Origin of the sequence: Helicobacter marmotae (assembly GCF_003364255.1) — a bacterium.
GTDB lineage: Bacteria > Campylobacterota > Campylobacteria > Campylobacterales > Helicobacteraceae > Helicobacter_C > Helicobacter_C marmotae.
On sequence record NZ_NXLR01000001.1, the window covers coordinates 102,166 to 125,501 of the forward strand.

A 23,336-nucleotide genomic window follows, 5' to 3' on the forward strand; every position below is an offset into this window, starting at 1 on the left:
TCAAAAGCAATTCTTCAGTCGTTTCACTCCTTCAGAATGACAAACTTGGCTACCCGCAAGGGAAATTATTTTGTCATTCTGAGGCTTTACAAAAGCCGAAGAATCTCTGTTGGCGACTAGTGATTCCTTTAGAGATTCTTCGGTTGGGCTACGCCCGCCCTCAGAATGACAATTGTTTGTTTTGTCACTCTAACCCATTTTGTTATGTTGAGGGCTTTATGCCCAAAACATCTCCATTATCAGCTAAAGACTCTTTAAAGGAATCACTAGAAAGGCAGCCATTTTGGCATCACGAGGGAAGGCAAAGCCTGACCTAAGAATTCACAAACCAATCACTAGTCGCCAACAGCAATTCTTCGGCTTTGCCAAAGACATGACAAACAGAAAGTCGTTAATAATTTTAAAAGCAATTCTTCAGCTCCTAGCGGGGGCTAAGACAAGCAAGTTTAGCCCCATAGAAGCACTCCCCTACTCGCCAAAAACCCTTTGAAAGATCGCCCCGACATTCTTTGTATAATAGCTAAACTCAAAGCACTCTTTAATCGCCGCTTCTCCAATTAAGCCCACAAGTTCAGTATCACTCAGCAAATATTGCAAATACAAACTCTCGCCCTTTTCATTCACCGCTGGCTTGCCCTCTTGCAAATCTTCCCATACCCTCATCGCATTTCTTTGCACGATTTTATAGGAATCTTCGCGGCTTATGCCCTTTTTAGGGAGCTCAAGCAAGATTCTTTGAGAAAACACCAATCCACCGGTAAGATTAAGATTTTTCATCATATTTTTAGGATATACCACAAGCTTTTCCACCAAGCCCTTAAGGCGATGAAGCATAAAATCTGTAGTGATAAAGCTATCAGGCAAGATAAATCGCTCGACACTTGAGTGGCTAATATCCCTCTCATGCCAAAGGGCGACATTCTCCATAGCAGGCAGGGCATAGGAGCGAATGATTCTACAAAGCCCTGTGATATTCTCACTTAACACCGGGTTACGCTTATGGGGCATAGCAGAGCTGCCTTTCTGCCCACTCTCAAAGTATTCTTCTGCCTCATATACTTCTGTGCGCTGCAAATGCCGAATCGCCACAGCAATTTTCTCACAAGAGCTTGCAAGAAGCGCTAAATCACTCATTAGCCTTGCATATCTATCACGTTGAATCACCTGATTACTGACCTTTGCCGCCTTAAGCCCCAAACTCTCGCACACAAGCTCTTCTAGCTCTAGTGGCGTATGGGCGAGATTCCCCATTGCGCCACTTAGCTGCCCCACACTTACGACCTCTAGTGTTGATTCCAAAGCCTTTATATGCCTGCAAAGCTCATCATACCAAATCGCACACACAAGCCCAAAGGTAATGGGCTCTCCGTGTATGCCATGACTGCGCCCGACCATTAGCGTATCCTTATGCTCATAAGCGCGCTTTTTAATGGCTTGGGTTAAAAGCCTCACATCTTCAATGATGATTTTTAGCGAATCTCGCATTTGTAATGCCACAGCCGTATCGATACAATCACTTGAAGTAATGCCATAATGCACCCAGCGCGATTCTTCACCTAAAGATTCAGCTACACTGGTGGTAAAGGCGATTAAATCATGCTTTGTAACTGCCTCAATTTCATCAATACGCGCAATGTCAAAGCGCGCATTTTTACAAATCTTCTCACAATCGCTATCTGGGATTAGCCCTAAGCGATTCCAGCCTTTCACCAGTGCCTTTTCCACTTCTAGCCACGCAGAATACTTGGCATTCATATCCCAAAGTTGTTTCATCTCCTCACGTGCATATCGCTCTACCATTTTTGCTCCTTTGTTTTGGATTCTAAAATTTTGTTTAGCCTAATTCATTCTTCTTCATTAATTCTTCTTCGCTCATCATAAGTCAAAACTCCCCTGTATGCCTTTCTTGTCTTTGAGTTTCCATTCACCCGTTTCTTTATTGGGGGTAGCAATTTCGCTTAAAATTTCTCTTATAAAATCCTTACTTGGACTTACGCCATTTTTAAGTAATGGAATTATTTCAAGACATATATCATCAAAATAAGCCTTTTTGCCCTGTCTTTTTGCCCCACGCAAATAGGAGAGCAGAAAATACCTTGTCCTTAGCTCCAAAGGGATAGCGTGGCTTTTAAATTTCTGCCCTTTTTTGATATGATATTTCCCGCTCTCTTCATCAAGGTCAAAATGTATGTTAATTAAAGGCGTTAAATCTGCATAATCCTTGCCTAATTGATGTAAAAAGCCTAACTCCAAGCCCTTAATAGCGATTTCATTATGGATTTCCTCTAAGCTCACTCCATTGTCTCTAGCTATCAAAGCTTCCGCGTGATTAAGCACAAGGGCGATAACATCATCTCCCAAATGCTCTTTGGCTTGTTTTTTAGGATTTAAGATTGGCTTAGGCAATTCCCTGTTTAAATACCACTCATCACTTTTTTTAGGCTTTTTAGAATCTCCACTTAAAGCCTGTCGTAAAGATTCTATGAAAGTAGTGAGATATTGCTTCAAAAGTGCAAAATGTGTATTATCAAAGTCATTGCTAAAAAGCTCTTCACATAAAAATTCTGCTAATAAACTCCGACCATTGGTTTCAAAAAGTGTGAAACTCTTACCATTACAAAGTGCATAAAATGGGGCTTTAACTTCAGCATTAATCGCATAATAAAAGGCTTGTGCTTCAGCCTTACTTGAAGAATTTATATCAACACTCGGGGCTTTTGCGTCTAACACACAATGAGGCTTATTGTGCAAATATAAAACATAATCAGGATAGCTTGAGAGAGTGGTTTTTGTATTACTTCCTAGAATCGTGGGGCTTGTAAGTTTAGGGCTTCTGGCTATTTCAAAGGGGCTTTTTGAATTTCTCTCCTTAAAGCTAAGAGCGCTTAAAAGCGGCGTGATGATAACCTCCCGCACGGAATCTTCCTTAAAATCTTCATTTTCTAAAAGTGTAAAATCAATCATCGCTATTTCCCTTTGTGTAGTGCTTAGTGGCAGGATTTTAGCTTAAGCTAACTTAAATTCTAAACATTGTAAGGTATCGCGCTTAAATTAAGCCCCCATAATGTTAAAACCAAATTCAAAGCAAGGGAAATTTTGTCAGCCCTAGCAAGGACAAAGAATCGATTGTAAAAACTACTAGAAAATCTGCCATTTTGTCATATTGATGGCTTTATGCCCGAAACATTCCTAAACGAGCTACTAGAAAAATAACAGCAATTCTTCGGCTTTGCCAAAGACATAACAAACAGAAAGTCGTTAATTTCTAAAAGAGATTAGCGGGGGTTTGTGATAGCAAAATACAGCATTTACTGATTCTAGTGGAGATGTTTTGCCCCCTCTTCTGCCCTCTTAGGAAAAGTTCAGAATCATAAGGTAGAATCGCTATTAGTTCCTTATAAAAATACTTGATAAAAATACTTGGGCTTAAGCCCTAAGTAAAACTTATCCAACAAGGAGTATAATGACAATCCTTATCACAGGAGGTGCCGGCTATATTGGCTCGGTTACAAATGCCCTCCTTAATACCTTGAATATAAAAACCATCGTGCTAGATAATCTTAGCCTCGGGCATAAAGCCGCACTTGAATTCGCCCCGCTAGATACCATCTCTCCCCTCGCACTCACATTTTTAAGCCACTTAGAGCGAATTTTTAACGGGGGGGGGGGATAAATACAATCTTTGTGCGCAATCTTGTGCCAATACGACCTTTGTCCAAGCCTCTTTAAGTGATACAAATACCCTAAAACAAATCTTCTCTACCTACAATATCTCTTGTGTGCTGCATTTTGCTGCCTCTGCGTATGTGGGCGAGAGTGTAGCAAACCCCGCTAAGTATTATGAAAATAACATCACCTCCACATTAAATCTCCTCCAAGCTATGCTTAAGGGGAATTGTAAAAACATTATCTTTAGCTCCACTTGTGCCACTTATGGCAACCCCCTTAGCCTCCCTATAAATGAGCTCCACCCCCAAAATCCCATTAATCCTTATGGTTACACAAAGCTTGTCATTGAGCAAATGCTAAAAGATTTTGCCCATGCTTATGGATTACGTTTTTGTGCTTTGCGTTATTTTAATGCCGCAGGGGCTAGTAATCTATTTAACCTTGGGGAATCTCACCATCCAGAGACACATCTTATCCCCATAATCATACAAAGTGCGCTAAAGCAAAGGGAGGGCTTTGAAGTCTATGGGGGCAATTTGGATACCAAAGATGGCAGTTGCGTGCGCGATTATATCCATATAGATGATTTAGGTGCAGCCCATATTTTAGCACTCTCTTATTGCTTAAATGGCGGGGCAAATCAAGCCTTTAATCTCAGCAATAATCAAGGCTACTCTGTGTTTGAAGTCATAAAAGCTATAGAAAAATATGCCCATACCAAACTCAACTACAGCATAAAGCCCAAAAGAGAGGGCGACCCTGCGGTTTTAATAGGAAGTAGTGAGAGGGCGCGGGAGATTTTAGGCTGGAGGGCGCATTTTAACCTAGAAAATATTATCCAAACTGCCTTGAGATGGCATACAAACCCAAGATACTAAAGGAGATAAGATGAAAAAGGTTTTAATCATCGGGGCTGGTCCTGCGGGGCTAAGTGCGGGGAGAATCTTAGCCCAAGAGGGCTATAGTGTGGAGATATTTGAGAGTGAGCATTGCGTAGGGGGTATGAGCAAATCTTTCAACATATTTGAGCAAATCGTGGATTTAGGACCGCATAGATTCTTTAGTAAAGATAAGCATTTAAATGACTTTTGGCATAAGCACACAAATGGCGAATATGAGCGCATATCGCGCTTAACACGTATCTTTTATAATCATAAATTTTTCTACTATCCTTTGCGTGGTTTTGATGCGCTTTTTAAGCTAGGCTTTATAAACTCCGGGCTTTGCGTGCTAAGCTATTTAAGGGCTAAAATAGCCCCCTTTAAGGGCAATAGCTTTGAATCTTGGGTAGCAAATGCCTTTGGCTATAGGCTCTATAGCATATTTTTCAAATCCTACACAGAAAAGCTCTGGGGGATAGCGTGCAGCGAGCTAGATAGCGATTTTGCCGCACAGAGAATTAAGGGCTTAAATCTCTATGAGGCAATCAAAAGTGCCTTTTTAAGCGGTGGCGGTGAAAAACACAAAACTTTAGTTGATGAGTTTAGCTACCCAAGCAAGGGCTGCGGGGTCGTGTATGAAAATATGGCACAAGCTATTATCGCGCTAGGAGGCAAGATACACACAAACACTCAAGTGAAGGGCATACAAACACACAATAAAAAGGCAAAGGCACTCCTCACCAATAAGGGCATTGTTGAGGGGGATATTATCATCTCAAGCGCGCCTTTTGATGAAATGGTATGCTCTTTAGATGAGCTAGAGCCAGAGATTAAAGCCCTAGCAAGTAAGCTCAAATTTCGCAATACGATTTTAGTCTATATCGAGGTAGAGGCAAAGCAAGCTAAATTTGAGGATAATTGGATTTATGTACATAGTCCTAATGCCAAAACAGGCAGGATTACTAATTTTGCAAATTGGAGTGCGGGGCTTAGATGTGGCAAAAATGAGGCGATTTTATGCCTTGAATATTGGGCAAATGATGATGAAGCCATCTATAAGCTAGAAGATAAAGCCCTCATTCATATAGCAAAGCAAGATTTGCTAGATTCCAAACTCATAGCTAGCCCTCAAGCCCTAAAGCGCGCGTATGTCAAAAGATTACACAAAAGCTATCCCGTCTATACAAGTGGCTATAAAGAAGACTTGCATAAAATCTATCAAGCCCTAGAAAGTTTTGAAAATTGCTATTTCATCGGGCGCAATGGGAGCTTTAAATACAATAACCAAGACCATAGCATACTTATGGGGCTAAAATGTGCAGAGAAAATCTTAGGGAAAAATGTAGATTTATGGCATATCAACACAGATTATGACTACCAAGAGGGCAAGGCAGAAGATAAAACGGAGGGCATAACGCATGGGAGCAATCAATAATGGCACTACAAATAAAGCCAGCAATGCAGCCTATATAAGCTACTATGCCTTGAGTAAGCAAGAAACTCTAAGTGGCAACAAAGTTTTGTTAGCTCTTGGGGGAGCGCGAAGTAAAGGCGAAGAATTGCTCTTGTCTGCTAAAGACTCTTTAAGAGAAACACTGGAGACGTTCTTAACTTGTCATTCTAAGCATTGCGAAGAATCTCTAAGGGAATCACTAAAGAATCCGTCATTTTGGCATCACGAGGGAAGGCGTAGCCTGACCGAAGAATCTCTTTTATCTACTAGAGACTCTTCAAAAGAATCACTAGTCGCCAACAGCAATTCTTCAGGGCTGAAGACAAAAGATATGACAAAAGGACAGCATTTGCTAGCAATCCAAAGGGAGATTCTTTAGCCTTGTTATGGCTTCTTGCACACAATCATAAACCAACACTCAAGGGGTAAAAATGTATAAAACCTATGACAAATGTATTTTCGCGCTCTTTGTGGTATTTTGCGCGCTCTTTTATGCGAACTCTTTTAGGGGTGTGTTTATCGATGTAGAGAGCCATATCCCCGCTACGATTTTAGCCCAAAAATATGGCTATGATTTAGCAGGCTATGGGCTAAGCTTTGTTAGTGCAGATGGTGTAGAGCACACCTATGGGGCGGGGGCTTTTGAAATTTTAGATAAAAATATTACACCTCACTCCTTTTCGCACTATACCTCAACTATTGGTTTGCAGGGCTTTATATATGCTGCTATTTATCAAGCCCTATCTCCATTTTTTGATACTCTAAAACCCCTTTATGCTATCAATGCCCTTTTAAACGCAGCAGCTCTAAGTCTGCTCCTTGTGCTTATAGCAAGAATCTTCTCTCTTGGCTTTGGTGTGGTCTTTGCCTGCTCGCTTTTTGCTCCTTGGGTAATCAAATTTAATACCTCTCTATACTTTTCCTTTACGAGCTTTATTCTCCCCTCTATTTGTGCCTTTAGCCTTTATCTCGTGCTTTTCTCCACAATGAGCGGGGGGGGGGATAAGGAGAAAGTAAGAGGGAAACTCATGGCATTATTTCTAGGATATGGCTTCTGTGTGGCATTACGTGCAAGTTTGAGTTATGAATTTATCACAAGCATAGTGGCATTTTCACTTTCACCCTTTTTAATCGCCGCTCTCTATAGCCTTTTAAATAAAAACACTCACTGCCCGAGCATGAAGATACTCCCTCTTAAAAAGAGTATTTTAGCATTTCTCCTCCTTTTGCTTGCTAGTATTTTAGGCTTTGCTTGTGTATTTATATATCATACATATATCCGTGGGGGCGGGGATTTCCTCTTAGGGCTAAAGGATATTTATGAGCGTGATTTTTTACGCAGAATGATAGGAGGCAAGGGGGAGAATTTCACTCATCCGCTGATTATAGAATCTCTCAATGCAAGCATATTTAATGTGATTAAAACATATCTTAACTTCCAACCCATAAAATACCTCCTTCCCCTTTGTGTATTTGTGATTTTAAAAGAGCAAAATACATCCTATAAGAGCTTTTATATCGCACTTTTAGTGTGCTTTTATCTCCCTGCACTTAGCTGGTTTATCTTTGGGAAAGCCCATAGTTATGTGCATACGCATTTTTGCTTTGTGCTTTACTATCTTGGCTTTGTGGCTAGCCTAATGTATATCCCCGCTCACAGCCTCTACCTCACTTATAAGGAAAAATATGCAAAAACACAAACTTGACTTTCTTATCGCACTTACTTTAGCCCTAAGTGCCTTTATCTTAGGTGCGCTCAATCTCCACGATGGGCAAACTTGGAGTGGAGAAGACGGAGGGAATGGCGACTTTGCCCAATACCTCTTGCAAGCCATTGCCTTAAATGAGGGGCGCATTAGCGAATTTATTGAAAAAAGTGCTTTTATGACGCTTAACTCCTATGATGGAATGGGTCCTATCATCTATCCTTGGGGGTATCCGCTCCTTTTAAGCTTAGGCATAAAGGTTTTTGGCTTGCATATCTTAAGCCTAAAATATATCAACCTCATTTTCTTTGCCTGCTTTGTGGGAGGATTTTATATCTTTTGCAAGAATACAATGGAGCGCAAACTTGCCATTTATGGGGCTTTGCTCTTTGTGTGTAGTCCGTATTTTGTGCATTTTCATAATCGCCTCTTAAGTGATGTACCCTTTATGTGTGTAGGCTTTTTAGGAGCGATTCTTTTACAAAAATATTTTATGCCCCCCCCCCGCAGGGCGTTTCAAGCCTACATTATTAAAGCAAATTATAGCAGCCTTAAGTTTAGGTGCGGTGTTTATTGTAGCCTTTCTTATCCGCTCTAATGGCATTCTCCTTCCCCTTAGTTTTTGTGCGATTCTCCTCTCTCTTTATATTTCTAAACTCCTAGCACATAGATTTTATAAGATTCCACTCTTGCAGCCTCCTTTATGGGCGCAAGTGCTGCCTATGGTTGTGTTTATCTGCGGTTATAGCTTAATGAATGTATATCTCCCTAATGGCGGGGCAGGGCACCCAAGCATGGGTTTAGAGGCATTAAGTGTGAAAAGTATTTTAGGCAATGTGTTTTATTATGGCAATATCTTCCAAGATTTCTTCCCCCTGCTTGCAAGTGCTGCTCTAGTCTTAAGTGCGCCATTTTGCTGCTATGGGATATATCAAAACTTCTACAAACATTTTGGGATTATGGTATTTTGTGCAAGTGTTTTTGCGCTCAATGTCATCTGGCCCTTTACGCAAGGGCTTCGATTTGTCTTTGTTTTGCTCCCTTTTTGTGTGTATTACACACTTTTAGGATTTCACGCACTTTTGGGCAAAAGAGAAACCACCAGTGAGGCAACTTGTCATTCTAAGGGCTTTATGCCCGAAGAGTCCCTAAACCAATCACTGCTTGCTAACAAAGATTCTTCGCTTCAATCAACAATACGCCAAATATGCAAAATAAGCTTTATCTTAACTCTATGTATCTTTATATATTATGACCTTAAAGAAATAATCCCCAATGTGCGCGCTAAAGCCCAATTCCACCAAGATGTCTATAGTAAAGAAGCCCTAGAGATGTATCGCATCATCAAAGAGCACACTAGAGAAGATGACATTATCGCCTTTTTCCAGCCTAAAATTCTCTATCTTATGACCGATCGCCTAGCCCTCTACCAACACCAATCCTGCCTAGAGATAGAATCTTGCGCCCTAGCCTTTATGCAAAATGTGCAATATATGCTAATAAGAGAAGAGGAGAAATATATTTATCTTTTATACCAAAAGCACCTACACAAAGTCGCCCAAAATGCAACACTAGGACTATATAGAGTGAATTTTAGCTATAATGCTACACCTTAATTCACACAAAGGAAAGTCATGGTAAGCAAAAAAATATTGGTAACAGGAGGAGCTGGATTCTTAGGCTCGCATTTATGTGAAAGACTACTAGAAGGCAATAATGAAGTGCTCTGCGTGGATAATCTCTTCACAGGCACAAAGGCAAATATCGCCCACCTCCTCTCTAACCCGCGCTTTGAATTTATGCGCCATGATGTAACTTTCCCGCTATATGTGGAAGTTGATGAAATCTACAATCTCGCCTGCCCTGCTTCTCCTGTGCATTATCAATTTGACCCTGTGCAAACCACCAAAACTTCCGTAATGGGGGCTATCAATATGCTAGGGCTGGCTAAAAGAGTAAAGGCTAAAATCTTGCAAGCAAGCACAAGCGAAGTCTATGGCGACCCAGAGATACACCCTCAGAGAGAATCCTACAAAGGCTCTGTGAATCCTATCGGCATTAGGGCGTGCTATGATGAGGGCAAGCGATGTGCAGAAACACTCTTTTTTGACTATCAAAGGCAGCATAATCTCAATATAAAAGTGATGAGAATTTTTAACACATATGGACCGCGTATGCACCCAAATGATGGGCGCGTGGTAAGTAATTTCATTATCCAAGCCCTAAAGGGAGAAGATATTACCATTTATGGAGAGGGCAAGCAAACGCGCAGCTTTTGCTATGTGTCTGACTTAATCGAGGGTATGATAAGACTTATGGAAAGCAGAGATGGATTCTATGGACCTGTAAATATAGGCAACCCCAAAGAATTTAGTATGCTTGAATTAGCCAACCTCGTGCTAGAGCTCACGCAATCAAAATCTAAACTCATATTTTGCCCCCTCCCTCAAGATGACCCAAAGCAAAGGCAGCCAGATATTAGCTTAGCTAAAAAGGAGCTCAAATGGCAGCCTACTATCGAGCTTGAAACGGGTTTAAAGCAAACTATCGCTTATTTTAAGAATCTTATATGAAAAACAACTATCTTCTCTATAATCTCAAAGGCATTGCACGTAGCCTAAGTATATTCTTACCCAAAAACCGCGAGAAGATTCTCCATAATGTGCAGGATAGAGCAGATATTAGCTATATCAAAGAGCGTGTAGATTATTATTGTCAGCTAGAGAAGCAAGTCAAACTTGATAGTGAGGCAAAAAGCTTAGACTTCTTACGCTTCACTCGTAAAAAAAGTGTGTATTTCTTTGATACCTATGAATATGCGCGCTACTTCCCTCAACATTTTAGGGCGCATTTTGCATTTGGTGATATAAATTATATCTGCCCTAAACCCTCTATCACTAAATCCCGCCCGATTAAAGCCCAGATGTCGCTAGATTCTGCTGGGGGGGGGGATAAAGACATTTCTTATGCCAACTCAACTTTGCTAAATCTTGAAAAAGTGCGGCATTTTACTTTTATTAAAGACCCCTATAGTTTTGAAGAGAAGCAAAATCTGCTTTTTTATCGCGGGGGGATTTACCAACCTCATCGTGTGAAGTTTTTTGAACGCTACTTCAATCACCCGCTTTGTGATTTAGGACATACCGGAAGTAAAAGCGTGCATAAAGAGTGGCAAAAGCCAAAAATCGGTATTGCCAAACACTTACCCTATAAATTTCTTCTCTCCTTAGAGGGTAATGATGTAGCCAGCAACCTTAAATGGGTGATGAGCTCAAATTCTCTGCCGATTATGCCAGAGCCCAAATTTGAAACATGGTTTATGGAGGGCAAACTTATAGCCAATGTGCATTATGCCAAGATAGCAAGTGATTATTCAGACCTAGAGGAGAGGCTAGAATATTTTATCACCCACCCCAATGAGGCAAAAGCCATTATCGCTAATGCCCATGAGTATATAGAGCAATTTCTTAACCCACAAAGAGAATCTATCATATCCCTTTTAGTGCTTGAGAAGTACTTTTACTATACGGGACAGCTAGAGAGATTGCGGATATAAGCCCTCTTATTATGGAGCCTTGAGAGTTTTTAACACTTCATTGCATAGCTTTTAAGGCTTTGGGCACGGGAGGCAAAGTTTGGCAAATACTTCGCGGTTTGGGAACTCTAAAGAAGTAAAGCTAGGGCTATTAGGATTCCATAAAAGGAACTTAGTTTGTCATCTCAAGTGCCTCCTTTAGTAGGCGAAGAATCTCTTTTAGCGACTAGTGATTCGGACAGAGATTCTTCGGTCGCACCTTGTGCTCCCTCAGAATGACAAAATAACGGAGTCGCTGGTGATTCGGGCGAAGTTTCCTCACAATGCTTGGAATGACAAACTAATTTCCTTTGCAGGTGTTTATTATGTATGGGCTTCCCTTGCGGGTAAGCCCCCTTTTATCAACTTACAAAATAAGCTAAACAAGTAAAGTTTATCATTTATTTTTCTTTCATTTGTAAAGTGAAACTTGACTTTTTAAGTCAATGCGTTACGCAAATTTCACAAAAAGGATAAATGATGAAGATTGCTTCTGATATTACAGACATTATTGGCAATACGCCTATTTTACATCTCCATGCAATAGCGCCAAACCTTTATGGCAAGTGCGAGTTTCTCAATCCTAGCCATTCGGTGAAAGACCGCCCTGCATACGCGATGATAAAAGAGGCATTAGAGAGTGGTAAGATTAATAAACACAGCACGATTGTGGAATGCACAAGCGGAAATATGGGGATTTCCTTAGCGATGATTTGTGCGAGTTTGGGGCTTAAGATTATCATTACTATGCCGGAGTCAATGAGTATAGAACGGAGGAAAATGATGCAATTCTTTGGGGCAGAGCTTGTGCTCACTCCTGCAAGTGGGGGTATGAGGGGGGCTTTTGAGAGGGCAGAAGAAATTTTAAAATCCACTCCAAATGCCTTTATGCCAAGTCAGTTTGAAAATCCTGCTAATGTTAAGATGCACAAACAAACCACAGCCATTGAAATTTATGAGAGCTTTGAGGGGAAATTGGATTACTTTGTCGCTGGCTTTGGCACAGGAGGGACAATTAGCGGTGTGGGTGAAGTCTTAAAAGACAAAATCCCATCCATTAAGATTATTGGCGTAGAGCCTGCTGCTTCACCGCTTTTAAGTAAAGGTGAGGCGGCTGGGCATAAGATACAAGGCATAGGGGCAAATTTCATTCCTAAGATTCTCAATAGAGAAGTGATTGATAGCATTGAGTTAGCTGAAAACGAAGCTTCTATAGCTATGGCACAGAGACTTGGTAAGCTAGGCATTATGGTGGGCATAAGCAGTGGGGCAAACGTATCTGTCGCGCTAAAAATTGCACAAGCCAATCCAAATGCCAAAGTCTTAACTATGCTTAATGACACCGCAGAACGTTATCTCTCCACAGATTTATTCAATACCCTTTAGTTGTATGCCTGCTTTTATTATAAGAAAGCAGGCAATAGCACTAGAGATGACAATGAAACTCATCGAGTAAATAGCCAAGTTGTCATGTCTTTGCTTGCATAAGAAAGCAAAAACCTTTCTTGATTCACTAGAAAATCCGCCATTTTGCCATGTCTTTGGGAGCACGAAGTGGAAGCGGAGAATTGCTTTCAAAAACACCAAAAAGCACGACTAGTGACTTGGACAGAGATTCTTCGGTCATTACCACTCCCTCAGAATGACAAACTTAGCTACCCGCAAGGGAAACCCACACACAATAAACACCTGAAAAGGAAATTAGTTTGTCATTCTGAGCGAAGCGAAGAATCTCTAAAGGAATCACTAGTCGCCAAGAGAGATTCTTCGGCTTTTGCAAAGCCTCAGAATGACAAAATAACGGAGTCGCTGGTAATTCGGGCTGAGTTTCCTCACAATGCTTGGAATGACAAAAATGGCTGCCTTTCTAGTGATTCCATTTTTCTTTTCCATAAGGGATGGGGATTTAGGGTAATTATCTCGCCTACTCCTGTATGTGTTAGGAAATCTTCATAATTTTGAGCGTGAGAAAGAAACATCTATTCAAAACAGAGAAAAATAACAGATTTGAGAGAAAAACTATGGCAGAGAGGAAGGGATTCGAACCCTCGAAAGCTTGCACTTTACACGCGTTCCAGGCGTGCTCCTTCAACCACTCGGACACCTCTCTTTAGTGTTGCAAGGAGGGGATATTATCTAAAACTTGCTTAAAAATCACCCCATCTATACCCATTTGAGCGATTTTGGCTAACTGCGCATTGGATTTAATCACACATAAAAGCTTACAATCAAGCAAATAATGCTCTATGATCGCTTGATATTGCTTCGCTTTATGTTGTACGCTTTTAGGGATAATGAGATATTGTGGCAAAAGTGCGGCATAAAGCAATAAATCACTCAAAGTATATATCATCACCGCATATCTCACCTCATACTCGCAGCAATGTTTGGCGAGCTCTAAACCCTCTTCTTGGGTAAAAGTGCTACTATCAAACCACACAATACAAGACTGATTGGTGCTACTTATTTCATCTATACTTGTAATTTTGACAAAGCTACTATATGCAATTGCCTTATGCCCTATAATAATCATTTGAATGCCTTTTTTAAACATTCCTTAGAGCAGTAGCAAGCTCCATTGGCGAGCAAAGCCTCACTTTTTGCTACATAAGTCCCACAATGCGCACATGGATACATCTCTTCTATACCCTCTATACCTTCTTGTCCTCTTTTTTGTCTTTTTATGCTTTGACGTATCAATGGACGCGTGATAATAAAAGCAAGCACAGCTAGGGCAAAAAGTATAATCAAAACTTTCATCTCTCCTCCTTATGTTATATGTCGCGATTATGTTTGTAATAATATATGCGATTTTCACGCACAAAGCACTCTTCTACGCTCATACTTGGCATTTCTTTTCTAAAATTTGTCCCCTTATAGAAAAGAAAATATCCATTACTTTTTAAAAATTTGCGTGAGAGGAGCATAAGGGATTTTGCGTCCATAAGGGCACGTGAGGTGATAAGGTCGATATTATTAACCTCACTTATAGGCACATTTTGAATATTTAGGGCTTTAACTTGAATATTCTCTAGCCCTAAAGTAATGGCAATATTTTGCAAAAAAGATGCCCTCTTCCCCCTTGGCTCTATAAGCACAAAGGAACTTTTGGGTCTAGCAATAGCTAAAGGAATAGCCGGGAATCCCCCGCCTGAGCCTATGTCCATACATGATTGGAAGTCATCAACAAACCTTAGCGGATAAAGGGAGTCAAAAATATTCTCTAATATAGAATCCATCCCGCTTGCCCCCGTGAGATTGTGAATCTTATTCCACGCTAAGAGCTCTTCACCATAGGTAGCAAAATGCTCATAGCATATTTTGGGCAGCATAATACGCGCATTGTCTAGTCGTTCTTGTAAATGTATCATAGTATAAGCATCCCATCACCATAAGAATAAAATCGATAGTTTTCTTTGAGGGCAAGCTCGTAGAGTTCTAGGCATTTCTCCCTCCCTATCATCGCACTTACAAGCATAAGCAAAGTGCTTTTAGGGAGATGAAAATTGGTTAAAAGATAATCCACGCGCTTAAGCGCTACTCCGGGGTAGAGAAATATATCGCATTCTCCGCTTAGGGTTTTATGGCGCATATAGTACTCTACACATCTAGCACTTGTGCTCCCTATGCAAAGCACCTTTTTGGCTTGTTCTATGCTTTGGGCGCTTTGGGGGGAGAGGGAGTAAGATTCTGTATGAATAATGTGGTCGCGAATATCTGGCTTCTCTACGCCAATAAATGTCCCCGCTCCTATATGGAGCGTAACAAAGCAGGTTTGAAAATGTTGCTCTAGCATCTCTAAGCTTTGAGTGCTAAAGTGCAAGGAAGCCGTTGGAGCAGCTACAGAGCCAGCATTTTTGGCAAAAACACTTTGATAAAAATATGTATCAGATTCCATACTTGGACGTTTGATATAAGGAGGGATAGGCATATGCCCATAATGTTCTAGCACCTCTAATACATCTTCGCCCTTAAGTAATTTCCCCTCTTTTATAAAGCATACTTTACGCATACCGCCATCAACGCATTCTTTTAGCTCAATGCAAATATCATCACCTAAGATAAATCTATCGCCATTTTTGACCCTCCCTCTTATTTGCACTAAATAGAGGGAATCTTCTAGCATTTTGTGGAAAAATATTTCATAAAGCTTTTGGGATTTTTGAAGATTTGTGAGTTTATGGGCATATAGCCTTGCTTTGATAACCTTTGTGTTATTGAGTACCACAAGCGTTTCTTTGGGGATAAAATCACAAAAATGATAAAAATCACTATGAGTAATGCGCCCACTCTCTCGCTCATATACAAGGAGTTTCGCACTCTCTCTAGGGTTGGCGGGGTGATTAGCAATAGCAGAGGATGGTAAGGTATAGTTATAGCCATCTAGCATAAAGTCATATTCCATATATTTATGCTTCATTTTGCCCTTTGCTATCATCTTTATTTGCTTCTTCTAGCTCTTCTATAAGTATAGGGGCGGGGTTGGTCCATTTAAGCACGAGGATAGATATGCCATAGAGGATAGTAAGAGGAATTGCAAGTAAGATTTGTGAAATCACATCAGGCGGGGCTATAATGGCAGCTATGATAAAAATAAGCACAATAGCATATTTGAAAAAGTCTTTTAAGCTTTTATCGGTAATAAGCCCTACTTTGCCCAAAAAGTAGCAGAGCACAGGCAGCTCAAAAGCAATCCCAAAGCCAATGACTAAACGTATAAAAAACCTAAAATAATTCTCCGCTGTGATATAGGCTTCAAATTGATTATTCCCAAAAAGCAAAACATTTTTAATCAAAAATGGCAGCACCGTATAATAAGAAAACACCACACCTATAAAAAACATCATCGTGCCAAAAAACACAAAAGGAACCACCACCTTTTTTTCATGTTTATACAAACCCGGGGCGACAAAAATCCACACCTGCCAAAAAATCACAGGCACAGAAATCACTAATGCTGCAAAGAGCGCAGACTTCATAGCTATAAATATCCCCTCTATCATACCAGAAGCAATAAACTTACCGCGCACCTCACTCCCCAGCACAGAGACAAGAGGCATTTTGATAAATGCAAAAATCTCCTCCCAAAAGGAAAAACACACCCCAAAAGCGACAAACAACACCGCAATGCTAATAAGCAGTCTTTTGCGGAGTTCCTGTATATGTGGCTTTAAATCTTCAAGCATTTAGCTATCCTTGTTGCCTACTTTGCCCTCTTGGCTTTGAGCAGAGGCTTTCGTATCGGGTAAAGAAGCAGCAGCATTTGGGCTTTCATAGCTTAGCTCTGTGTTGAGGGATTGGAGTGAAGATTGCAATGCTTGTGTCGCCTCATCAATGCTCTTTTTCTCTTCGTCTAAAGGTTTGCTTATAGAATCTACGCTGATTTGGCGCAATTCATCAAGCTTTATATCTTTGGTGATTTTATCGACTTCACTCTCAATGGTATGCTTATATTTAAGGGCTTCTTGCTTAATCTCCGAGAGTTGGAGCTCTTTATCAAAGCTATCTTTTGCCTCTAACATCGTTTTTTTTACCGCACGAAAGAATTTAACAACATCAACAATAGCTTGTGGAAGTTTATCTGGACCTAGAGCGATAATTGCCACAATGAGAATAATTAAAATCTCAAAAATACCTACGCCAAACATTAAGTACCTTCTCTATGGATTAACTTCATGGACTACCTTGTAAAAATAAGCTTGAATGCTGATGATATAAGCGATAAAGCAAGATTCTATAATAACTTAGTAATTTTACAAGCTTTTAGCATCAAGGAATAAAAAATGCTTTTTACCTAAGGTATATAAGCTATAATTATGAAACTTAAATAGAGTATTTCACGCATTAGAGGGGAATTTATGATTGACATAAAGGTTTTAATTAATGACTTTGAGGAAGTAAGCAAGCAGCTAAGCATAAAAAAGGTAAGCAAAAAGGAGACCCTTAATGAGCTTAAAAGCATTGCCTTAAAATATAAGAGCCTAAAGCAGTCTATTGAAAATCTACAAGCATTTCAAAATAAGACTTCAAAGCTTTTTGCCGTATATAAAGAGGAGCAAAAGGATATAAATGAGCTAAAACTAGCCCTTGATGAAAATAAGGCAGTCTTAAGCAAAGCTCAACATTCCTTGCATGAGTTAGAAGACCAGCTAAAGAGCTTTCTCCATAGTGTCCCCAATCTCCCTGATAGTAACACCCCCATAGGCGATGATGAGCGCGATAATGTCGAGCTTAAAAGAATACTGACCCCGCGGGAGTTTGACTTCACTCCTAAGGAGCATTGGGAGCTTGCTAGCGCTAATGGGTGGATTGATTTTGAGGCAGGAGTGAAGCTTGCTAAAAGCCGATTCTCTGTGTTAAGAGGTATGGGTGCTAGGCTTAATCGCGCACTGATTAACTTTATGCTTGATTATAATCAAAATGCGGGGTTTGAATATGTAGTAACGCCTGTGATTGTCAATGCTAGGGCGCTTTTTGGCACGGGGCAGCTCCCTAAGTTTGAGCATGATATGTTTAAGGTAGATTCTGCATTTGATGATGAAGAGCATGAGCTCTATCTTATATCCACTTCTGAAATCACGCTTACTAATCTCTATCAAGATATGATTATCCCCGGTGAGGAGCTTCCTATTATGCTTACTACTCATACGCCTTGCTTTCGCAAAGAGGCGGGGAGTGCCGGGCGCGATACAAGGGGTATGATAAGGCAACATCAATTTGACAAAGTAGAGCTAGTGGCTATTACTCATCCCCGACAAAGCCAGCAAATGCAAGAAAAAATGCTCCAAACAGCAAGTGGAATCTTAACTGAACTCAAGCTCCCCCACCGCTTTATGCAGCTCTGTGGCGGAGATTTGGGCTTTAGCGCGAGCAATACGATTGATATTGAAGTGTGGCTTCCGGGGCAGAATTGCTATCGTGAGATTAGCTCTATCTCAAACACCCGCGATTTCCAAGCCCGCAGGGCAAAAATCCGCTATAAGGAAAATGGCAGAAACGCACTTGTGCATACCCTTAATGGCTCATCTTTAGCCGTTGGGCGCACATTAATTGCCATTATGGAGAATTATCAGCAAGACAATGGGGAGATAGAAATCCCCGAAGTTTTGCATAAATACCTCTAAGGATATGTATGGCAGAAGAAGTCATTAGCCTTGATGTCCCAAAGGATCAGGGAGATTCAGGGCAAGATTCTAAAACAGGGGAGGGCTCCAAAGAAAGTAGCTCCACAAGCAAAGATAAATTTAAAAACTTTCTTCAAGCCCTTAAACTCAAAATACAGCCCCTCCTTGAGCGCATTAAGGAAGATAAGCTCCTGCTTATAGCCTTTATTGCCCTTGGTGCATTTTTAGTGGTTTTTTTGCTTTTATTACTCCTTTTTGCCCTAACTCATAGCAGCAGTGATAAAGAAGAAGATAGCGCCTCTCTTATTTCACGCAAAATTGTCCAGCCCGCCCCTATTCTTAGCACGCAAAAGCACCCAGAGATTGATGATACCGAGCTTGGCAATATGATTAAAAAGGCAAATATCCTCTACACGCAAGGGGATAAAATGGAGGCACTTGGCTTGTTTGAAAACATCGCGGCGTATTCGCAATCGATTGCACATTATAATTTGGGCGTTATCAAAATTAAAGAGGGCGAGTACCAAAAGGCGATTGCTTCTTTTAATGAAGCCATTGGCGTGGGGGAAGATATTAGCGTGAGTGCGCTTAATGCCGCATATAGTGCCTATATGCTAGGCGATAAGAATCTCTATGAATATTATCTAGGCATTAGCTCAAGCTATTTGTATTACACAGCCAATCAGCCCCTTTATTCTTATCTTTATGGCTTGTTGCAATATTATAAGGGCTTTTATTTTGAATCATTCTCGCCATTTTTGAATCCAAGCTCCCAAAGCTATATTAATGAGAGTAGGAAAATGGCTTCAGAGGTGTTTTTAATCTTTGGTGATGAGCTTAATGCCCTAGCTCAACTCAAGCAAGCAGCAGATAAAGATGATAATTTCGCTATTGGGCTACTGCATGCAAGGCTAGGAGAATACACACAAGCAAAGCAATATCTCTATGAATATCTTGCTTCACATGTGGGAGAGCCTCGAGCGCTTATGGCTTTAGGGCTTATTGAGCTTAAAAGCGGCAATTATAAAGAAAGTGCGCTTATTTTTGATAGGCTTAATGCGAAAGAAGATGATTCAAAAGTCTTTGATACCTATCCCATTAGGGCAAAATTAAGAGATGATTTATTTGATATTAATCTCGCTCAAGAGAACTTTTGGAATCGCCGCTTTGAGCATAACAAAATGCTTGGCTACAAGATTCTCTTTTATTATGCGCCTTTTTTGGTGTTTGACGCGAAAAAGGCTTTAGCTATCATTGATGATGGGAATCTCTATGCGTATGCGAGCAATATTGAGAGTGCTAAAAGCACATTGCAGGAGGGGCAGAGGGTTTCTCAAATTAATTCCTCTATCGCCCAAGATTTACGTGCCCTATCTTTAAGCCAAGATATACGTGGCATTATCCAATCCATGGAGCAATCACTCATTACCTATCCTAATCATTCTGTGTTGCACTATAATGTAGGGCTTTTGTATGCGCAGATGAATGATTTTGATAATGCCTATGTGCATTTTATACGAGCCTATCATTTAGATTCTAATAACATTACAGCGGGTATTTTTGCCCTTATGTGCGCTGAGCTTACATATAGAAGCACAGCAAGATTAAGTACTTCTATTTCTAATGATCTTGCAGATCTTAACTTTACTGATAAAATTCAACATCAATTTTTGCTCTCCCTTTTCCGCTATACGAGTGATAGTCCTATGGACGCCCTCTCTTGGCTAAATGACCTACAAAAGCAGCCCCATACGGAGAAAAAGCCTATTTATTACGCCCTCCAAGCCGTGTATGGAATCTCTGCTGGCAATGCAGGGCAAATTGTAAGTGCGTTTGAAAGCTTAAAAAAGGATTATGCAAAAGATGTGGTTACAAACACCATGTATGAGCTTGGCAAGCGATTTGGCGTAAATCTCAAAGATGTAGCCCTGCAAATGAATGTGATTTATAAGGAAAAGAATCTTGATATGCGCCCCATTTATTATGGACCTGCTCTTGCACGCGAGCTTTATGTATATGTCGGGTTTGTTACAGGCTCTCTGCGCTCTATACAAGAAGAGCTAGAATCTAAGCTGGTGGTAGAAATGCACACAAGCAATGGTATTTTGCAGGCTTTGGCACTCTCAAATATCTATAGCAATGATTTTGAAAAGGCATTTGCTATTTATAACTCATTGATTGATGATTTAGGCGAGCAAGATTCTCAAACGCGCTTTCTTGGGGCGATTGCAGCAATGGGCGCTAATAGGCATGAAAATGCTGTAGCCCTATTACAGCTCTCCAAGATAGAATCTGCTACCAATTTTGAAGCACGCTATGCTTTGGGCTTATTGTATCAAGAGGGTAGAAATATCAAAGCTGCCATTCAGCATTATGATAAGCTCGCTAATAGCAAGTTTGAATCGGAATTTTTTGACTTTGAGATTGATACAAGCTATTTGCTTGATAATAATCTTGCGCATGCGCGTTAGTTTAACTTTGAAAGGAAAAAGCTATGTTGGTATTTGCAATAGTAGTGTTGGTGTTTTGTTTAGCAGTGCTAGGGTTTGGGGTGAAAATCATCTCTCAAACAGATATTGCCATTGTGGAGCGATTAGGGCGATTTCACAGGGTGCTTGATGGGGGATTTCATTTTATTATACCCGTGATTGATAGGATTAATGCCATAGTAAGCGCACGCGAGCAGATGATAGATATTGGGCGTCAGCAGGTGATTACCAAAGATAATGTCAATATCAACATTGATGGCATTGTATTTTTAAAGGTCTTTGATGCCAAATCTGCCGTATATAGCGTGAATGACTATAAAAGCGCGATAGCCAACCTTGCCACTACGACATTAAGGGGTGAGATAGGGCGCATTAATCTTGATGATTCCCTCTCATCGCGCGATCGGCTTAATGCCTCCTTGCAGGTAGCTTTAGGCGATGCGGCGAATAATTGGGGAGTGAAAATTATGCGCGTGGAGATTAGTGAGATTTCTGTGCCTAGAGATATTGAAGTAGCAATGAATCTCCAAATGAAAGCAGAAAGAGAAAAAAGAGCCATAGAGCTTAAAGCCCAAGCGGAAAAAGAAGCCCTTATACGTAATGCCGAAGCCCTCAAGCAAGAAAAGGTACTACAAGCTGAAGCCATAGAGAGAATGGCTGATGCGAAAAAATATGAGCAAATCGCCCTTGCACAAGGGCAAAGTGATGCTATGGAGCTTATTGCCAATCAAATGGCGAAAAGCCCGCAAGCTGCGGAGTTTCTTTTAGCCAAAGAGCGCATTGTAGCCTTTAATGAAATGAGTAAGAATCCAAGTAAAGATAAGGTGATTATCCCCTATGAGACAAGCGAGTTTATCGGCGGGCTAAGTGTGATAAGCGAGTTTTTAAACCGCAAGGCTCATTAAGATTATTAAGGCTTATGTGCGGATTTAAGGATAATAAAGGGGTGTGAATGAGTGCTCTTGTGTTATTAGCTATAGGCATACTTAGCATCATAGTAGAGATATTTTTGGGCTCATTTTTCTTAGTTTTTATAGGGCTTGGGCTATGTATCACTGCAGGGATTGAATGGCTTGTGGGCTTTGGAAGCTTTGGCAATGTATTTATTATGCAGGCTTTAAGTATATGCCTCTTTTCTTTTGCTATGCTTATTCTTTTAAGAAAGCCCATTAAATCGTGGCTTTCTCACGCTCAAAACTATGAAGATTCTCTAACGCATACAGGAGTGGGCGAGATAGCACAAGGTATGGTATATTTTAAAGGCACATTTTGGGAATATGAATGTGAAAATATGCAACCCCAAGAGGGCGATAAGGTAAGGATTAAAGAAGTGAAAGAAAATAAGGTAGTGATAGAATCACTCTAAACCCCCTATCCCTATGGAAAAAAGATTTAAAAGAATCTTTTAGTGATTCTGTTGGGGATTCTTTAGTAGATGAGGCAGTTTCTTCGGTCGTTACACTCCCTCGTGATGCCAAACTAAGCTCCTTTTCTCAAAGTTAGCTCCGCCCTCGCCTTGCAAAGCAAACATTTTCACTCAAAGATACTTCCGCCTCCTTATCATTTAATATCTTGGTTTGCAAAAGTGAATTTTGCAAACCGCCTAAAGCCCTGCGGGGGGCGCTAGTTTTGACTTTGCTACCTTCCGCGTCTGGTGCTTCCTTATTACAAACTTCGCCCCCGTGTAATTTCATTTTGTTACCTCGCGGGGTGTGGTTTCTTTTGCGGGTTGTTAGTTTGTCATGTCTTTAGGGCTTTAGCCCTGAAGAATCTCTGTCGGCTTTCTAAGGGTTTTATTATGAAACGCCCGCCCTTATTAAAGCGCCTTTTGCGGGGGCTTTTGGTTAGCGACTAGTGATTCCTTTAGAGATTCTTCGGTCGCCCTTCGTGCTTCCTCAGAATGACAAACTAACTTCCATTGCAAAAGGTTAAGCCTACTCCCTCTATAAGGGCACAAAGTTTGCTATGTCTTTGCTTTCATAAGAAAGCGAAGAATCTCCTTTAGCTACTAAAGACTCTCTAATAGATCATTATCCTTACCATTAATGGACTTTAGGAGCGATTCTATCCTATCATTTAGCATATCATTTGCATTTTGCAATAATGTAATTTCACTTTGTAAGCTACTATGCATATCACTAGAGCCAGATTCTAGCCTTTGTATTTGACTTTGCAAGGCTTTAATTTGATTTTCATATTTAATTAGCATATCTTTTAGAGATTCTTCGCCTGCGGCTCAGAATGACAATAAGTCCCAAACGTCGCTCAGCAGTGAGACACGCTCTCATCACAGGATAAAAATCAATCGCGCGAAGTGCCACCTTTAAAAACCCTAGCCACCGATGAAGAAAGAGAGAGAAAATTGAGAGGGGAGATTAAGGAAGAAAATTAAGGGCTTAGGCTTGCAAATCCACCTCCACCCTCTTTGCTCACAAGGCTA

At 40.6% G+C, this 23,336-nt stretch carries 27 protein-coding genes, 1 tRNA gene and 1 pseudogene; 16 read left to right on the forward strand and 13 right to left on the reverse strand.

The genetic code is table 11. The features are described 5' to 3' along the window. Positions 1 to 119 precede the first annotated feature (119 nt). Complete coding sequence (locus CQA63_RS09355) at positions 120 to 317, forward strand: hypothetical protein (RefSeq protein WP_147288700.1); 198 nt, start codon at positions 120 to 122, stop codon at positions 315 to 317. A gap of 151 nt (positions 318 to 468) precedes the next feature. Here CQA63_RS09355 and purB read toward each other — a convergent pair whose 3' ends face one another. Both purB and CQA63_RS00465 read right to left on the reverse strand, forming a co-directional pair. Beyond that, positions 469 to 1,800, reverse strand: a complete 1,332-nt coding sequence (purB, locus tag CQA63_RS00460; protein WP_104699246.1) for an adenylosuccinate lyase — start codon at positions 1,798 to 1,800, stop codon at positions 469 to 471. A 75-nt stretch (positions 1,801 to 1,875) separates the two neighbouring features. Further along, positions 1,876 to 2,964: a type I restriction enzyme HsdR N-terminal domain-containing protein gene (locus CQA63_RS00465; RefSeq protein WP_104699245.1), complete on the reverse strand. Its 1,089-nt coding sequence runs from the start codon at positions 2,962 to 2,964 to the stop codon at positions 1,876 to 1,878. 499 nt (positions 2,965 to 3,463) lie between these two features. On the opposite strand from CQA63_RS00465, the gene CQA63_RS10290 reads away from it, so the two are divergent. From CQA63_RS10290 to CQA63_RS00515, 11 genes and pseudogenes are all read left to right on the forward strand, one after another. Then, positions 3,464 to 3,673 carry an NAD-dependent epimerase/dehydratase family protein gene (locus CQA63_RS10290; RefSeq protein ID WP_233706538.1) on the forward strand — a complete coding sequence of 70 codons (210 nt, stop codon included), beginning with the start codon at positions 3,464 to 3,466 and terminating at the stop codon, positions 3,671 to 3,673. 76 nt (positions 3,674 to 3,749) lie between these two features. Beyond that, a pseudogene (gene galE / locus CQA63_RS00470) lies at positions 3,750 to 4,547 on the forward strand (UDP-glucose 4-epimerase GalE); the annotation flags it as partial. Positions 4,548 to 4,557: 10 nt separating this feature from the next. Continuing rightward, a complete protein-coding gene (locus CQA63_RS00475) occupies positions 4,558 to 5,985 on the forward strand; it encodes an FAD-dependent oxidoreductase (RefSeq protein WP_104699244.1) in 1,428 nt (475 codons plus the stop codon). Continuing rightward, complete coding sequence (locus CQA63_RS00480; protein WP_104699243.1) at positions 5,969 to 6,382, forward strand: hypothetical protein; 414 nt, start codon at positions 5,969 to 5,971, stop codon at positions 6,380 to 6,382. The genes CQA63_RS00475 and CQA63_RS00480 overlap by 17 nt, the downstream gene beginning before the upstream one ends. 52 nt (positions 6,383 to 6,434) lie before the next feature. Continuing rightward, positions 6,435 to 7,709 (forward strand): hypothetical protein, encoded by a 1,275-nt coding sequence (locus CQA63_RS00485; protein WP_104699242.1) that lies wholly within the window; start codon positions 6,435 to 6,437, stop codon positions 7,707 to 7,709. Continuing rightward, positions 7,690 to 8,307 carry a glycosyltransferase family 39 protein gene (locus CQA63_RS00490; protein ID WP_104699241.1) on the forward strand — a complete coding sequence of 206 codons (618 nt, stop codon included), beginning with the start codon at positions 7,690 to 7,692 and terminating at the stop codon, positions 8,305 to 8,307. Before CQA63_RS00485 ends, CQA63_RS00490 begins: the two co-directional genes overlap by 20 nt. Continuing rightward, positions 8,276 to 9,325: a hypothetical protein gene (locus tag CQA63_RS00495; protein ID WP_104699240.1), complete on the forward strand. Its 1,050-nt coding sequence runs from the start codon at positions 8,276 to 8,278 to the stop codon at positions 9,323 to 9,325. The genes CQA63_RS00490 and CQA63_RS00495 overlap by 32 nt, the downstream gene beginning before the upstream one ends. An 18-nt stretch (positions 9,326 to 9,343) precedes the next feature. After that, positions 9,344 to 10,282, forward strand: coding sequence for a UDP-glucuronic acid decarboxylase family protein (locus CQA63_RS00500; protein WP_104699239.1), 939 nt, complete (start codon positions 9,344 to 9,346; stop codon positions 10,280 to 10,282). Continuing rightward, on the forward strand, positions 10,279 to 11,265 hold the full coding sequence (locus CQA63_RS00505; protein ID WP_115511800.1) for a glycosyl transferase family 90: 987 nt from the start codon (positions 10,279 to 10,281) through the stop codon (positions 11,263 to 11,265). Before CQA63_RS00500 ends, CQA63_RS00505 begins: the two co-directional genes overlap by 4 nt. A gap of 498 nt (positions 11,266 to 11,763) precedes the next feature. Beyond that, positions 11,764 to 12,669 carry a cysteine synthase A gene (cysK, locus tag CQA63_RS00510; RefSeq protein WP_104699238.1) on the forward strand — a complete coding sequence of 302 codons (906 nt, stop codon included), beginning with the start codon at positions 11,764 to 11,766 and terminating at the stop codon, positions 12,667 to 12,669. Positions 12,670 to 12,882: 213 nt separating this feature from the next. Next, positions 12,883 to 13,239: a hypothetical protein gene (locus tag CQA63_RS00515; RefSeq protein ID WP_147288701.1), complete on the forward strand. Its 357-nt coding sequence runs from the start codon at positions 12,883 to 12,885 to the stop codon at positions 13,237 to 13,239. Positions 13,240 to 13,305: 66 nt separating this feature from the next. On the opposite strand, the gene CQA63_RS00520 is transcribed toward CQA63_RS00515, so the two are convergent. The 7 genes from CQA63_RS00520 to tatB form a co-directional block, all read right to left on the reverse strand. Further along, a tRNA-Ser gene (locus CQA63_RS00520) sits at positions 13,306 to 13,393 on the reverse strand. Then, a complete protein-coding gene (locus CQA63_RS00525; RefSeq protein WP_104699236.1) occupies positions 13,394 to 13,816 on the reverse strand; it encodes a hypothetical protein in 423 nt (140 codons plus the stop codon). It abuts the tRNA gene before it with no gap. Continuing rightward, positions 13,813 to 14,043, reverse strand: coding sequence for a PP0621 family protein (locus CQA63_RS00530; protein WP_104699235.1), 231 nt, complete (start codon positions 14,041 to 14,043; stop codon positions 13,813 to 13,815). Before CQA63_RS00530 ends, CQA63_RS00525 begins: the two co-directional genes overlap by 4 nt. A 14-nt stretch (positions 14,044 to 14,057) precedes the next feature. After that, on the reverse strand, positions 14,058 to 14,654 hold the full coding sequence (gene rsmG / locus CQA63_RS00535) for a 16S rRNA (guanine(527)-N(7))-methyltransferase RsmG (RefSeq protein ID WP_104699234.1): 597 nt from the start codon (positions 14,652 to 14,654) through the stop codon (positions 14,058 to 14,060). Next, positions 14,651 to 15,703 carry a tRNA preQ1(34) S-adenosylmethionine ribosyltransferase-isomerase QueA gene (queA, locus tag CQA63_RS00540; RefSeq protein ID WP_104699282.1) on the reverse strand — a complete coding sequence of 351 codons (1,053 nt, stop codon included), beginning with the start codon at positions 15,701 to 15,703 and terminating at the stop codon, positions 14,651 to 14,653. The genes rsmG and queA overlap by 4 nt, the downstream gene beginning before the upstream one ends. Beyond that, a complete protein-coding gene (tatC, locus tag CQA63_RS00545) occupies positions 15,693 to 16,469 on the reverse strand; it encodes a twin-arginine translocase subunit TatC (RefSeq protein WP_104699233.1) in 777 nt (258 codons plus the stop codon). Before tatC ends, queA begins: the two co-directional genes overlap by 11 nt. Continuing rightward, a complete protein-coding gene (gene tatB / locus CQA63_RS00550; RefSeq protein WP_104699232.1) occupies positions 16,470 to 16,931 on the reverse strand; it encodes a Sec-independent protein translocase protein TatB in 462 nt (153 codons plus the stop codon). It abuts the gene before it with no gap. Between the two features lie 210 nt (positions 16,932 to 17,141). Between tatB and serS the strand changes: the two genes are divergently transcribed. From serS to CQA63_RS00570, 4 genes are read left to right on the forward strand one after another with little or no spacing between them, the layout of a single operon-like run. Next, on the forward strand, positions 17,142 to 18,407 hold the full coding sequence (serS, locus tag CQA63_RS00555) for a serine--tRNA ligase (protein ID WP_104699231.1): 1,266 nt from the start codon (positions 17,142 to 17,144) through the stop codon (positions 18,405 to 18,407). Positions 18,408 to 18,415: 8 nt separating this feature from the next. Then, positions 18,416 to 20,878 carry a tetratricopeptide repeat protein gene (locus CQA63_RS00560; protein ID WP_104699230.1) on the forward strand — a complete coding sequence of 821 codons (2,463 nt, stop codon included), beginning with the start codon at positions 18,416 to 18,418 and terminating at the stop codon, positions 20,876 to 20,878. A gap of 23 nt (positions 20,879 to 20,901) precedes the next feature. Further along, positions 20,902 to 21,801, forward strand: a complete 900-nt coding sequence (locus tag CQA63_RS00565; RefSeq protein ID WP_104699229.1) for an SPFH domain-containing protein — start codon at positions 20,902 to 20,904, stop codon at positions 21,799 to 21,801. A 47-nt stretch (positions 21,802 to 21,848) separates the two neighbouring features. Next, positions 21,849 to 22,262, forward strand: a complete 414-nt coding sequence (locus CQA63_RS00570) for an NfeD family protein (protein WP_104699228.1) — start codon at positions 21,849 to 21,851, stop codon at positions 22,260 to 22,262. Here the strand turns inward: CQA63_RS00570 and CQA63_RS09615 are convergent. From CQA63_RS09615 to CQA63_RS10295, 4 genes are all read right to left on the reverse strand, one after another. Continuing rightward, positions 22,219 to 22,374, reverse strand: a complete 156-nt coding sequence (locus CQA63_RS09615; protein WP_170128345.1) for a hypothetical protein — start codon at positions 22,372 to 22,374, stop codon at positions 22,219 to 22,221. The two genes, CQA63_RS00570 and CQA63_RS09615, sit on opposite strands and share 44 nt — an antisense overlap. 21 nt (positions 22,375 to 22,395) lie before the next feature. Beyond that, complete coding sequence (locus CQA63_RS00575; RefSeq protein ID WP_104699227.1) at positions 22,396 to 22,590, reverse strand: hypothetical protein; 195 nt, start codon at positions 22,588 to 22,590, stop codon at positions 22,396 to 22,398. Positions 22,591 to 22,904: 314 nt separating this feature from the next. Next, complete coding sequence (locus tag CQA63_RS00580; RefSeq protein WP_104699226.1) at positions 22,905 to 23,105, reverse strand: hypothetical protein; 201 nt, start codon at positions 23,103 to 23,105, stop codon at positions 22,905 to 22,907. Continuing rightward, positions 23,095 to 23,217, reverse strand: a complete 123-nt coding sequence (locus CQA63_RS10295; RefSeq protein WP_280524181.1) for a hypothetical protein — start codon at positions 23,215 to 23,217, stop codon at positions 23,095 to 23,097. The genes CQA63_RS00580 and CQA63_RS10295 overlap by 11 nt, the downstream gene beginning before the upstream one ends. Positions 23,218 to 23,336 lie beyond the last annotated feature (119 nt).